Annotated in this window: 13 protein-coding genes and 1 pseudogene; 2 read left to right on the forward strand and 12 right to left on the reverse strand. The window is 70.0% G+C overall.

Annotation, left to right across the window (positions count from 1 at the left end; translation table 11 throughout):
• Positions 1-690 (forward strand): annotated as a pseudogene (locus ABIC47_RS10430) (chaplin family protein); the annotation flags it as partial.
• A 94-nt stretch (positions 691-784) separates the two neighbouring features.
• On the opposite strand, the gene ABIC47_RS10435 reads toward ABIC47_RS10430, so the two are convergent.
• The 10 genes from ABIC47_RS10435 to ABIC47_RS10480 all read right to left on the reverse strand — a co-directional run bounded on the left by ABIC47_RS10435 (position 785) and on the right by ABIC47_RS10480 (position 9,573).
• Complete coding sequence (locus tag ABIC47_RS10435; protein ID WP_309855629.1) at positions 785-1,069, reverse strand: ParB family protein; 285 nt, start codon at positions 1,067-1,069, stop codon at positions 785-787.
• A 188-nt stretch (positions 1,070-1,257) separates the two neighbouring features.
• The gene (locus tag ABIC47_RS10440) at positions 1,258-2,298 is read right to left on the reverse strand and encodes an NAD(P)/FAD-dependent oxidoreductase (RefSeq protein WP_018189125.1); all 1,041 of its coding nucleotides are present in this window, start codon (positions 2,296-2,298) and stop codon (positions 1,258-1,260) included.
• Entirely contained in the window at positions 2,295-2,822 is a 528-nt protein-coding gene (locus tag ABIC47_RS10445; protein WP_089879594.1) for an isoprenylcysteine carboxyl methyltransferase family protein, read from the reverse strand. The genes ABIC47_RS10440 and ABIC47_RS10445 overlap by 4 nt, the downstream gene beginning before the upstream one ends.
• Positions 2,819-3,997, reverse strand: coding sequence for a type III polyketide synthase (locus ABIC47_RS10450; protein ID WP_354480164.1), 1,179 nt, complete (start codon positions 3,995-3,997; stop codon positions 2,819-2,821). The genes ABIC47_RS10445 and ABIC47_RS10450 overlap by 4 nt, the downstream gene beginning before the upstream one ends.
• A gap of 96 nt (positions 3,998-4,093) precedes the next feature.
• Positions 4,094-5,266 carry a mannitol-1-phosphate 5-dehydrogenase gene (locus ABIC47_RS10455; RefSeq protein WP_354480167.1) on the reverse strand — a complete coding sequence of 391 codons (1,173 nt, stop codon included), beginning with the start codon at positions 5,264-5,266 and terminating at the stop codon, positions 4,094-4,096.
• The gene (locus ABIC47_RS10460) at positions 5,263-5,700 is read right to left on the reverse strand and encodes a PTS mannitol transporter subunit IIA (protein WP_018189129.1); all 438 of its coding nucleotides are present in this window, start codon (positions 5,698-5,700) and stop codon (positions 5,263-5,265) included. Before ABIC47_RS10460 ends, ABIC47_RS10455 begins: the two co-directional genes overlap by 4 nt.
• Positions 5,697-7,214, reverse strand: coding sequence for a PTS mannitol transporter subunit IIBC (locus ABIC47_RS10465; protein WP_089879602.1), 1,518 nt, complete (start codon positions 7,212-7,214; stop codon positions 5,697-5,699). Before ABIC47_RS10465 ends, ABIC47_RS10460 begins: the two co-directional genes overlap by 4 nt.
• Positions 7,211-8,920 (reverse strand): phosphoenolpyruvate--protein phosphotransferase, encoded by a 1,710-nt coding sequence (ptsP, locus tag ABIC47_RS10470; protein ID WP_018189131.1) that lies wholly within the window; start codon positions 8,918-8,920, stop codon positions 7,211-7,213. The genes ABIC47_RS10465 and ptsP overlap by 4 nt, the downstream gene beginning before the upstream one ends.
• 14 nt (positions 8,921-8,934) lie before the next feature.
• Positions 8,935-9,201: an HPr family phosphocarrier protein gene (locus tag ABIC47_RS10475; protein WP_018189132.1), complete on the reverse strand. Its 267-nt coding sequence runs from the start codon at positions 9,199-9,201 to the stop codon at positions 8,935-8,937.
• Between the two features lie 63 nt (positions 9,202-9,264).
• The gene (locus tag ABIC47_RS10480; RefSeq protein WP_020076110.1) at positions 9,265-9,573 is read right to left on the reverse strand and encodes a PTS sugar transporter subunit IIB; all 309 of its coding nucleotides are present in this window, start codon (positions 9,571-9,573) and stop codon (positions 9,265-9,267) included.
• Between the two features lie 165 nt (positions 9,574-9,738).
• On the opposite strand from ABIC47_RS10480, the gene ABIC47_RS10485 reads away from it, so the two are divergent.
• Positions 9,739-11,643, forward strand: a complete 1,905-nt coding sequence (locus ABIC47_RS10485; protein WP_020076109.1) for a BglG family transcription antiterminator — start codon at positions 9,739-9,741, stop codon at positions 11,641-11,643.
• 90 nt (positions 11,644-11,733) lie between these two features.
• Here ABIC47_RS10485 and ABIC47_RS10490 read toward each other — a convergent pair whose 3' ends face one another.
• On the reverse strand, positions 11,734-12,171 hold the full coding sequence (locus tag ABIC47_RS10490) for a hypothetical protein (RefSeq protein WP_020076108.1): 438 nt from the start codon (positions 12,169-12,171) through the stop codon (positions 11,734-11,736).
• 103 nt (positions 12,172-12,274) lie between these two features.
• Positions 12,275-12,952 carry an HAD hydrolase-like protein gene (locus ABIC47_RS10495; protein WP_018189136.1) on the reverse strand — a complete coding sequence of 226 codons (678 nt, stop codon included), beginning with the start codon at positions 12,950-12,952 and terminating at the stop codon, positions 12,275-12,277.
• Between the last annotated feature and the right edge of the window lie 21 nt (positions 12,953-12,973).

Here is a 12,973-nt window from a genome sequence, read left to right on the forward strand (position 1 = left end):
GCTGTGCCGGTGACGGCGGGCGGTAACGCGGTCTCGGTGGTCGGTGACTCGACGACGTCGGGTTCGGACACGGCGGCTCCGGCTGCCGGTAGCGGCAGCACGGCGACCTCGGGTTCTGGTTCGGATGGCGGGCTCCTGTCCGGCATCCAGGCTCCGATCGATGCTGCTGTGCCGGTGACGGCGGGCGGCAACGCGGTTTCGGTGGTCGGTGACTCCACCTCGTCCGGATCCTCCACCAGCGCCCCGGCGACCGGCGGTGGGACGACCGGTGGGACCACCGGCGACGGCACCCTCGGCGGAATCGACCTGCCGATCGGTGTGGACGTTCCCGTGACCGTCGGCGGCAACGCGATCAGCGTCGTCGGCGACAGCACCACCACCGGCTCCACCACGACGCCGACCACCCCGACCGACCCGACTGACCCGACCACCCCGACCACCCCCACGACTCCGACCACCCCGACGACTCCGACCACCCCGACCACGGGTGGCACCGGTGCCGGCACGGTGACGGCGTCCGCGGGCGGGGCAATGTCGCTGGCCGCGGGCAGCGGGTCGGGGGCTGCGGCCCTCGCCTCCACCGGTTCCAACGAGCTGGGTGTCGGCGCCCTGGGCGCCCTCCTCGCTCTCCTCGGAGTGATGCTGGCGTTCGTGTCCGCCAACCGGACGCGCCGCCACCACACCCGGTGATCGACGCCCGCTGATCGCGGGTCGGACGCTTCCCGGCACGTCGACGCTCCCCAGCCGTCGACGTGCCGGGAGTTCGTCGCGTTCGGAGCGCGGGTCAGAACCCGATCGGTCGCCCGGGCGTCAGCGGTTCGTCGTTGCCCACGAAGACCTTGCCCTCGTTGTAGGCCTTCTCACGACGCTGCACTTCGGCCAGCAGGGCCTTGTTCAGCATCTCCGACCAACTGCCGTCGCGTTCGTCGAACGAAGTCTGGCGGTAGGCAGCGCGTGCACGATTCCGCATGGCGTCGGTCAGGTAGAAGGTCACCGTCGTGCGCTTCTTGACCGCCTTCTGCTCGGGGGCGGTCGCGTCGTCCACGGGGCCGGGTGCGGATGCGTTCATGTCTCACCTTTCGGCATATCCGATTTCGATGCTCGATTCCAGATACTAATCGGTCTACCCGTGCGGAGACCACATTCCACAGGTGCTAAGCATGCTTTAAATGCCCGAGTATGCAGGCATAACGCTCGACGACCGCCGTCTCCCGAGCGCGGAAGTGTGAGGAGGTGCGCCGGGCCCGGAAGAGGGCGTCAGTGCGAGAGGCGCTCCACGATCGAGCCGAACAGCTCGGGGCGACGAGCGGCGGTCGGCACGATCCGCGGCCGGAAGCGCGAGCGCGCCGCCACGACCAGAGCGGAGGTGAGCATGCGGAAATCCCGTGTCGTCGCCCGCCAGGCCCGCTCGTACTGCTCTGTGTTCCCCATCGTGACCGCGGCGACGGCCGCCCGCGCCTGAGCGAAGCCCACGCGCATCCCCTCGCCGGTCAGGGCGTCCACATAGCCGGAGGCGTCGCCCGCCAGCAGCACCCGCCCCGAGGCCCGCGAGCGCGCCCGCTGCAGCAGGGGTCCTGCCCCGCGAGGGTCGGTCACCACCTCGGCGCCGTGCAGGCGTTCGGCGAGCTCGGGGATGCCCGCGATCACCTCATCCACATCGAGGGGCCGCGAGCCGAGCACGGCGACGCCGACCAGGCGCTCGTCGACGGGCGTCACGTACGCCTCGGCCCCAGCAGACCAGTGCACCTCCACCAGCGACGTCCACGGTTCGACGGCGAAGTGCTTCCGCAGGCCGAACCGCCTCCGAGTGCCGGGCTGCGCACGCCCGTCCAGCCGAAGCATGCGGCGCACCGGTGAGTGCAGGCCGTCGGCGGCGATCACCCACGGGGCACGCAGCGTCTCGCCGTCGCTCAGGGTCAGGTCGACACCGCCGGCGTCCTGGCTGAGTCCGGTGACCCTGGCGTGGATGCGCTGAGCGCCCAGCTCGGACGCCCGCTCCGCCAGAGCCTGGTGCAGCACGGTGCGACGAACGCCCCTTCCTGGGCGCTCCGCGAAGCGGTGCTCGACGCGGGACCCCGCGTCGATATAGGCGACGCCGTCGAGCCGCCTCCCGGCGGGATCGACCCCGATCCGGTGCAGTGCGGCCAGCGCTCCGGGCATCAGGCCCTCTCCGCACGCCTTGTCGATCGGCCCCACCCGCGGCTCCACGAGGACGACCTCCAGGCCGTCCACCCGTGCCTCGATGGCGCAGGCGAGGCCGATGGGGCCGCCGCCGACCACGACGACCTGCGGGTTCATGTGCGTGCCGGTGCGGCGAGCACGGTGGCGAGCGCCCGGTTCTCGCAGCGGATGCGCACCACGAGCAGCCAGGCGTTCAGCACGGTGAAGACGAGTGCCGTGATCCAGGCCGTGTGGACCAGCGGGAGGGCGAAGCCCTCGACGACCACCGCGACGTAGTTCGGGTGCTTCAGCCAGCGGTACGGTCCGCCGGTCACCAGCGGCAGGTCACGGACGACGATCACGCGCGTGTTCCAGCGCGGACCGAGCGTGGCGATGCACCACCAGCGCAGCGCCTGGCTGGCGAGCACCAGCACGAGCATCGGCCAGCCGAGCCACGGAAGGAACGGCCGGTCGGCGAACCAGACCTCCGCCAGACACGCCAGCAGCAGCCCGGTGTGGAGCGCGACCATCGGCGGGAAGTGCCCCTTGCCGAACTCCACGCCGCCGCGGGCGAACGACCACTTCGCGTTGCGGGTCGAGACGATCAGCTCGGCGATGCGTTCTGCGCCCGTCGCGAGGACGAGAACGGTGTACCAGATCACGGGACCGGGTCGATCATGGCGGCCGCGGGAAGCGCGGCGGGGGCGGTGGATGCGGCGGGCGCCCCAGCCTCGACCGCGGCGGGCACGGAGACCAGCCCCGACCGCTCTGCGCCATCCGCCCAGCGCAGCAGGACGAGCTCGCTCGTCACCCCCGGGCCGAGCGCGAACAGCAGCCCGATGGTGCCGGCTGCGTGCGCATCCAGCTGTTCCGCCAGCACGTGCAGCACGGCCGCGGAGGACAGGTTGCCGACGTTCGCGAGCGATCGCCAGCTGGCGTCGAGGGCGCCGTCGGGCAGGTCGAGGGCCTGCGAGAACGCCTCCAGCACCTTCGGGCCACCGGGATGCGCGGCCCACGCGCCGACGTCCGACACCTCCAGATCGTGGGCGGCGAGGATGCCGCGGGCATCTCCGGCGAAGTTGCGCTCGATGACCTCCGGAACGCCCGCGCTCAGGACGATCCGGAAGCCGGTGCCGCCGATGTCCCAGCCGATCACGTCGGCGGTGTCCGGGTAGATGTGGCTGCGCGAGTCGACGACGTCGGGTCCGGCCAGCCCCAGCTTCTCAGCGCGCCGGTCGCCGACCATGACGACGGCGGCGGCGCCGTCGCCGAACAAGCCGCTCGCGACGATGTTCGCCATGGAGTCGTCGCTCGCCTGCACCGTGAGCGAGCACAGCTCCACGGACAGCAGGATGGCCACCTCATCCGGGTGGCCCGCCAGGTAGTCGTTGACGCGGGCGATCCCGGCGGCGCCGGCGACGCATCCCAGCCCGAAGCTCGGGAGACGCTTGACGTCGGTGCGCAGGCCCAGCCGCGACACCAGCTGCGCGTCGATGGAGGGGGCGGCGATGCCGGTCACCGAGGTGAAGAGCAGGAAGTCGACGTCGGTGGGCGCGAGACCGGCGGAGTCGAGGGCCGCGGTCACGGCGCGCTCGGCCAGCGTCGTCCCCTCGGCGATGAAGAAGTCGTTCGACTCCTGGAACGACGCCAGCGAGCTGTAACGCTCGAGGGGCATCACGAGGCTGCGGGTCTGCACACCGGAGGAGGCGTGGATGCGGCGCATCACCTGCTGCCTGGCGGGGTCCGACGTGATCATCGCGAGCAGCGCGGCGGTGATCTCCCCTTGGCTGTAGCTCCGGGCGGGGAGCACCGGGGCCACCGACACGATTCGGCTCACATGCGAAACGTACCACCAGCCCCGCGCGCTGTGATCTGCGGTCGGCGGATGCTCAGGGGCGGCCGGACGGCGGGGGGAGCCGCCCGGCCGCAGCTGTCAGAGCGCCGCGTCCAAGCGCTCCTGCTGAGCCAGGGCGACGGTCTCCACGAGCGGCTCGTGGAGCGGTTTGCCGGGCTCAACGCCCATGACCTCTTCGACGATCGCGGCCGGCTCGGCCTCGTCGAGCAGCTTGAGCAGCTCAACGCTCTGTGTGTCCTCGGGCACATCGAAGCGCAGGGCGGAGCCGACAGCCTGGATCAGGGCCGTCGGGATGCCGCCGACGTGCTCCGCGTAGTCGGAAGCCGGACCGATGAAGCGGTCGTTCCTGCCGAGCTTGCGGATCGGCTCCCGCCCGACGCGAGTGACCTCGTCGACCAGGTACGGGTTCGCGAACCGGCCGAGGATCTTCGCGCGGTACGCGGCGAGCTCCTCCTCCGGCAGGCTGTGCTTGGCGGTGAGCGCCGCCGAGGTCTCGCGCAGAGCGGCCTCCGCCGCCTCCCGTACGGCGGGGATCGCGATGGCCTCGCTGATCGTGGTGGCCCCGTGAAGGAAGCCCGTGTACGCGACGGTCGCGTGCCCGGTGTTGACCGTGAACAGCTTCCGCTCGATGTACGGGCCGAGCGAGTCGACGAAGTGGGCGCCCGGGATCTCGGGCGCGTGCCCCGCGAACGGCGAACGGTCGACGACCCACTCGTAGAACGTCTCGACGGTCACGTCGATCCCGGCGTCCGCCGCCTGCGCGGGGACGATGCGGTCGACGGCGGTGTTCGCGAACACCGCACGCGCAGCCAGCTGCTCGCGGGTGTCGTCGTCCGGGAGCCCGTCCATGAGCTCCGCCGCCAGCAGGTCCGAGGCGCCGATCGCGTTCTCGCAGGCCATCACGGCCAGGCGGGGCGCGTCGTCGCCCCGGGCGGCCAGACCGCGGGCGATCACCGGGGCGACGAAACGGAGGATGCGGGGGCCGACCGCCGTCGTGACGACATCGGCGGAGGCGATCTCGGCGACCAGCGCATCCTCTTCGGTCGCGCTGTTGATCGCGCGGAACCCGGTGACGGTCTTCGTCTCCGAGTCCTCACCCACCAGGTGGACGCGGTACGAGTCCGCCACGGCGAGGGCGTCGATGAGCTCGGCATTGACGTCCGCGAACACGACCTCGTACCCGGCTTCGTGGAGCAGGAGCCCCACGAAGCCGCGTCCGATGTTGCCCGCTCCGAAGTGGACGGCCTTCACTCGTTCACATCTCCCAACAGCGTGTACAGCGCTTCGGCGTCCGGAGCGTCGAGCAGCTTCTGGACATCGTCCTCCTCCGAGAAGAGGATGGCGATCTTCGACAGGATCTCGAGGTGCTCGTTGTTCTGACCGGCGATGCCGACCACGAACCGCACCTCCTCGCCGCCCCAGTCGAGCGGCGAGGAGTAGCGGATGAAGGAGAGCGCGGACCGCTTGATCTCGTCCTTGGACTCGTTGGTGCCGTGCGGGATGGCGAGGCCGTTCCCCATGAAGGTGGAGACGGTGTTCTCGCGCTCCTGCATCGAGTCAACGTAACCCGGCTCGACGGCGCCCGCCTGCACGAGCAGCTCACCCGCCTCCCGGATCGCGTCCTCCCGCGTGGTCGCGGTGCCCGCGGCCACGACGTTCGCCCGGTCGAGAATCGTGTCGGTCATTTGTTGGCGTCCTCCGTGGTTCGCTGGTTCTTGACGAGGTCAACGACCTCGTCGTACTTGGGGCTGTTCATGAAGTTGTCGACCGAGACGTGGATCGAGTCGGGCGACTGGCCCTTGGCGCGGTCCGTCAGCTGCTGCTGCGTGATGACCAGGTCGGCCGTTCCGTCGAGGTTGCTGATCGCCTGGTTCGTGACCGTGACCCCCTCCACTCCGGCCTTCTTCATCTTGTTGCGGAGCACCGATGCGCCCATCGCGCTCGAACCCATGCCAGCGTCGCACGCGAAGACGATGTTGCGCACCAGTCGATCCGTGGCGTCGCCCTGGGCGTCGCCGGTGTCGTGCTCGGCCTCGTCGACGAGGCCGCCGAGCACCGAGGAGGACTTGCCCTTGTTCGCCTCGGTCTGGGCGACGGCGGCCGACAGGTCGCCGGCGTTGCCGGCCAGCAGGTCGCGCTTGCGGCTGGATCGCAGGACGACTGCGGTGAAGGTGAACGAGACCGCGGCAGCGGCGATGATCGCCAAGGCGATTCCGAGCATGTTCGAGACGGGTGCCTGCGCGAAGATCGCGAACACCGATCCTGGTGCAGCGGGTGCTCGAAGGCCGGTCTGGAAGGCCACGTTCACCGCGACGCCGGTCATGCCGCCGAGGATCGCGCCGATGATCAGGATGGGCTTCATGAGCACGTACGGGAAGTAGATCTCGTGGATGCCGCCGAAGAACTGGATGATGAAGGCGCCGGGGGCGGCCGCGCGGGCCGCACCGAGACCGAAGATCGCCCAGGCGAGCAGGATTCCGGCACCGGGGCCGGGGTTCGTCTCGATGAGGAAGAGGATCGACTTGCCCGCCTGCTGCGACTCCAGTGTGCCGATCGGCGTGAACACGCCGTGGTTGATCGCGTTGTTGAGGAACAGCACCTTGCCCGGCTCGACCAGGATGCTGACCAGGGGGAGCAGGTGGACCGACACCAGCCAATCCACACCGGCTTCGAGCGCCTTGCTCAGACCCTGCACCAGCGGGGCGATGCCGAAGAAGGCGCCGATCGCGAGGAGGAAGCCGAGGATACCGGCGGAGAAGTTGTTGACGAGCATCTCGAAGCCCGCCTTGATCTTCCCCTCCCAGATGCGGTCGACCTGCTTCATCAGGTAGCCGCCGAGCGGACCCATGATCATCGCTCCGATGAACATCGGGATGTCGGTGCCGACGATCACGCCCATGGCCGCGATGGTGCCCACCACACCGCCGCGCACGCCGTAGACGAGGCGGCCGCCGGTGTTGGCGAGGAGGAGCGGGAGCAGGTAGGTGATCATGGGGCCGACGAGGCTCGCGATGTCCTTGTTGGGGAACGGACCCTTGTCGATGAAGAGCGCGGTGACGATGCCCCACGCGATGAATGCGGCGATGTTGGGCATCACCATGTTGGAGAGGAAGGTGCCGAACCGCTGCACGTGGACGCGCGCGCTGTTGGGCTTCTTCGGGGCCGACGCCGTCGCCGACGTCTGTGTCGCCGATGTCATTGTGGTGCCTCGTTTCTGTTGTCGGGGGCTGGTGAGGTGAAACGGTCGGCGGCCTCACGGACCGCCGCCCGCGCTTCGGCCGCGCCATCGGCGGCCAGGGCGGTCTCGGCCAGCGAACGGGCCTGACCGAGGGTGTAGCGCTTGAGGGAGAGCCGCACGTCGGCGATCGCCGCGGGCGACATCGAGAGCGTCGTCGCGCCGAGGCCGACGAGCACGACGGCGAGCAGGGGGTCCGCCGCCGCCTCACCGCAGATGCCGACGGGCTTGCCCGAAGCCGCGCCCGCCGCGCCGACCTCGCCGATGAGGCGGAGGACAGCCGGATGCCACGGATCCTGGAACCCGGCGACCGAACCGAGCAGGCGGTCGGCCGCGAGCGTGTACTGCGTGAGGTCGTTGGTGCCGATCGAGGCGAAGTCCGCGATTTGGAGCACACGGTCGGCGAGAAGCGCCGCCGAGGGGACCTCGACCATGACGCCGACGGTCTTCAGGCCGTACTCGCGGCCGAGCTCCGTGAAGTAGCGGGTCTCCTCGACGGTCGAGACCATCGGTGCCATGACCCAGAGGTCCGCGTCGGTCTGCGCGTCGGCTTCGGCGAGGGCGGTGAGCTGCTCGCGGAGGATGTCCTCGTTGGCGCGCAGCGAGCGGAGCCCGCGCAGCCCGAGTGCCGGATTGTCCTCGTGCGCGTCGTTGAGGAACTCGAGCGGCTTGTCCGCGCCGGCGTCGAGCACACGAACGACCACCTTGCGGCCGCCGCCGAACGCGCTGAGCAGCTTCACGTACTGCTCGCGCTGCTGGGCGACATCGGGCGCCAGGCGCTGGTCGAGGAAGAGGAACTCCGTGCGGAACAGCCCGACGCCCTCGGCGCCCGCGGCCAGCGCGTCCTCCGCGCCCGCGGCCGAGCCGAGGTTGGCGAGCAGCGGGACGGCGGTGCCATCCGCGAGCGCGCCCGGCTCGACGCCGCCGGCGAGGGCGGCGGCGCGCTCCTCGATGCGACGGAGCGCGTCCGCACGCTGGGTCTCGGTCGGTGAGACGGTGACCGTGCCGGCCGCCGCATCCACTACGACCTCGTCGCCGTCGGCGAGGCTTCCGGCGCCGGCCGCGCCGACGACCGCGACGATGGACTTCTCCCGCGCCAGGATGGCGGTGTGCGAGGTGGGGCCGCCCTCGGTGGTCACGAGCCCGAGCACCTTGGTCAGGTCGAGCAGCGCCGTGTCGGCGGGGGCGAGATCGTGCGCGACCAGGACGAACGGGGTCTCCGACTGCGGGACGCCGGGCGCCGGCTTGCCCTCCAGGGCCGCCACGACGCGCTGCGAGACGTCGTCGAGGTCGCCGGCGCGCTCGCCCATGTAGCCGCCCAGCTCCTTGAGCATGTCGCGGAAGACGGCGAAGCCCTCGAAGACGGCGCGCTCTGCTGTCTTCCCGCCGTCGATGCGGGAGGCGACGTCGTCGGCGAGTGTCGAGTCCTCCGCCATCATCGACTGCGCCTCCAGCACATCCGCCGCCGTGCCCTGGACGGTGGATGCGCGCTCGCGCAGGTCCGCCGCGACTGTGGCGACGGCCTGCTGCACGCGGGCCTTCTCCTCGTCGGGGGTGCGAGTACTCGGCTGGTCCGATGGCTCGGGCAGCGGGGCCGACATCCGCAGGACGGGGCCGACGGCGACGCCCTGCCCGATGCCGGCGCCGGTGAGGATGTTCGTGTCGCTCATGATGCGTCCGCCGCTCAGGCGTCGTGGTCCGTGGCCAGGATCACCGCGAGGTCGTCGAGGACCGCCTCGCCGTTGTCCGCGTCGGTGGTGAGCACGATCTTGTCGCCGTGGTCGATGCCCAGCGAGATCACGCCGAGGATGCTGCCGGCGTCGACGGTCTTGCCGCCCTCCTTGGTCAGCTTCACCTTCGCGCCCGAGCTGTTGACCGCCTCCACGAAGAGCTTCGCCGGGCGGGCGTGCAGCCCGTGCGTCGATCCGACCGTGATGATCCGTTCAGCCATGGTTGTGGTCTCCTTCGTTCCGTGATGGCCTGGTGGCCGCCGCCATTCCGTATGCGGCTCTGCTCATAGTGCCGCCGCCTTGGCGTTGAGAGCCAGGTCCAGGGCGCGCTCGCCGTCGAGGGCGGCCGGGGAGACGGGAGGAAGCACGGCGACGGCGGTGCCGGTGGCGGCGGCCCGCTCACGGATCGCCGGGACGGCCGACTCGAGGTGTGCGCCGACGAGGACGACATCCACTCCGGCGAGGGACTCCAGCTGGCTCGCACTCCCCGGCTGGACCTCGATGATCGCCCCGCGTTCACGGGCGGCACTGCGCAGCTTGACGGCCACGAAGGTGCTGGACGCACCGGCGCCGCAGACGACCACGATCTTCATCGATCCTTGCCTTTCGTGCTGGGTGGAGCTCATGGAACGTCAGCAATGCTCGCTCGCTGTGCGCCCGCGCTCCAGCAGCGTTTCTTCCGGGGGTGCGGAAAATTGGCCGGAAGCGCACGGCGGCACCCTACGGGGTGGTTGACTCGTCGGGAAAGGTGGTCGCTGGTGGCGCTCTCGGCGAAGCAGACGAGGATGCTCGACATCCTCGCGCGTCGTGCTGCCTGGGTGACGGCTGCCGAGCTCGCGCACGACATCGGGGTGACGACCCGGAGCATCCGCAGCTACGCGGCAGCGCTCGGCGATGTCGTCGAGTCCGGATCGAACGGCTACCGCGTCAAGCCCGATGCTTACGCCGCCTACCTGGCGGGCGACGGCACGTCGGAGACCGGAACGGCGGGCTCCCCGCAGGAACGGCTCGTCTTCCTCGCCCGGCGGCTGCTCGACGAGCCGGACGGGATCGACGTCTACGAGACGGCCGAGAGCCTGTTCGTCAGCGACTCCACGATCGAGTCGGACCTGACCAGGATGCGCGGCCTCCTCTCGGGCACGGAGCTCGCCCTCGAACGCCACGGCGCCGTGGTGCAGCTCCTCGGGCCCGAGATCGCGCGGCGGAAGCTGCTCAGCCGGTTGTTCCGAGACGAGATGCGGCAGAGCGTCGTCGACGTGGCGCGCATCCAGGAGGCGTTCGGTTCGAGCGGTCTGGTCGACTTCAAGTCCGACCTCGTCGCGATGCTCGACGCGCGCGGCTTCTTCGTCAACGAGTACGGCATCAACGACGTCCTCCTGCATATGGCGGTCGCTCTCGACCGCGTCGCGAAGGATCGGGTGCTCCCCGCTGTCGAGGAGCCGGAGGCGAGCGAGACCATCCGCTCACTCGCGCATGACCTGGGGCAGCTGATCGAGCGGCATTTCGGCACGGCGCTCGACACGACCGAGCTGCGCTACCTGGCCATCCTCATGCGCACGCGCGTCATCGCACCCGGCGCCGGGCGCGACACGGTGGAGGAGTTCGTCAGCCCGGCCGACCTGGCGGTGGTCCGCGGCATCGTGGACCGCGCATCCACCGAGTACCTCGTCGACCTCCACGACGAGAACTTCATCGTCCGCCTCACCCTGCACGTGCAGAACCTGGTGGCCCGGGCGCACGAGAACACCTACTCGCGCAACCCGCTCACCCGGTCGATCAAGAGCTCGTACCCGATGATCTACGAGCTCGCCGTCTACATCGCCAGCCGGCTGCAGTCGGCCGAGGGCATCGAGGTCAACGACGACGAGATCGCCTACATCGCGATGCACGTCGGCGCCTACCTCGAGCAGCAGTCACGGCGGCGGGATGCGGTCACCTGTGCGGTGGTGTGCCCCAACTACTACGACATGCACATCCTGCTGCGCGACCGGCTGGAGAGCACCCTCGGCGACGAGCTCGACATCACCAGCGTCATCACGTCGACCGACGCCGACTGGGACGCCATCGATGCCGACCTGGTGCTGACCACCATCGACCCGCGCGGGCGGCGGGAGAACACGGTCATCGTGCAGCCGTTCCTCACCGAGACCGACGTGGAGCACATCCGTCAGGCCGCGTCCCGCATCCGCCGCCAGCGCCACCGCGCGCGGATCAAGAGCGAGCTGCTGGAGTACTTCGACGAGAGCCTGTTCCTGCGGAACTTCTACGCACGCGACCCGATCACGATGATCCGCGCCCTCGGCGACCGGATGATCGCGGCCGGCGCGATCGACCAGGAGTACGTCGATCAGACCGTCGAGCGCGAGCAGATGTCGTCCACGGCGTTCACCGACTCCCTCGCCGTGCCGCACGCCATGACGATGAGCGCACACCGCACCGCGATCGCGATCGTCGTCAACGACACGGCGATCGACTGGGGCGACGCCCGGGTCAACGTGATCGCGTTCATCGCCTTCTCGGCGGCGGGTCGCGCGTCCTTCCAGACGGTCTTCGACCAGTTCGTCGAGGTGTTCTCCGACCGCGAGACCGTGCTCGGCCTCATCCGCCGTGCCGACACCTTCACCGCCTTCATCGACGAGCTCGTCCGCATCATCGACGCCTGACCCCGCCCCAAGCCAAGAGCTCCGGAGTTTTTCGGGTCGAATCGGTCGATTCGAGAGAAAAACTCCGGAGCTCTTTGATGGTGTGAGGTGTTACTGGTTGGCGGTGACGTTGTACGTCACGGAGACGCCGGGAGTCTTCACCGACACCGTGTAGGTGTCGTTGGTGTAGACGGCGGACGTGTCGGTGGCGCCGGGCTGCTGCGTGAAGCCCTTGCCCTCGAGCGCGGACTTCGCGTCGGCGAAGCCGTTCTTGCCCGACGGCTGGACGGTGACCGACCAGCCGTTCTCCTTGTCGCCACGGGCGACGACGACGGTGCCGTCGACGACGGGTACTTCGTCCTTCGGGAAGTCGGAGGGCAGTTCCTCGGACTTCGCGTCCTCGGACGAACCGGCCGCCGACGAGGACGACGACGCGGGCGTGTGCGAGGAGACGTAGTTGGTGTTGCCGCCGCTGGAGCAGGCCGCCAGCGAGCCGATGGTGAGGGCCGCCACGATGGCAGCCGGAACGAACGGATTACGTGTGCGCATATGGATTCCTAGTGCTGTATGAAGTGCGGTTTCGCAACACATCAGCCTACCCGTGAGCGCACCGGGCCGCCTAGTCCGTGTCGGTGAACAGTGGCGGAAGCGGTCAGCCGAGCAGCAGAGCGCTCAGCTGGTCGGCGGAGTGCACGACGGCGATCGCCCCGGCGGCCTCGGCCGGCGAACCGTAGCCCCACTCGACGAGGATGGTGGGCAGACCGTGCGCGCCCGCACCCTCGACGTCGTACTGGCGGTCCCCCACCATGACGGTGTGCTCGAGGTCGACGCCGCGCTCGCCGAGGCGGCGCAGAGCCTCGGCCACCACATCCGCCTTGGCGCTGCGGCTCTCGTCGTCGGTCGCGCCGGTGATGACGTCGAAGTACTCGGCCAGGCCGAAGTGCTCGAGGATGCGGGTCGCCTGCGCCTCGGGCTTGCTGGTCGCGATGGCGAGGGGGATCCCGGCCGCGTGCAGACGCTGCAGCAGGCCGCGGACTCCGGGGAAGACGGCGGAGTCGAACGCACCGTGGGCGGCGTAGTCCTCGCGGTAGACAGCGAGGGCGTGGCGAGCGGCCGGCTCGGTCATGCCGCCCAGGCTCTGCAGCGAGTCGAGCAGCGGCGGGCCGACGTACTCGAGGAGCTGGGCGGGGGACGGCACCGGCTGGCCGATCGTCGCGAACATGCGGGCGAGCGACGACGTGATGCCGGGTGCGGAGTCGGTGAGGGTGCCGTCGAGGTCGAACAGGACGCAGGTCCAGGTCCGGGTGACGGTGGTGGTCGGGTTGGTCATAGCGGTCCTATGGTATGTGAC

The organism is Leifsonia sp. 563, assembly GCF_040545055.1.
Taxonomy (GTDB): domain Bacteria; phylum Actinomycetota; class Actinomycetes; order Actinomycetales; family Microbacteriaceae; genus Leifsonia.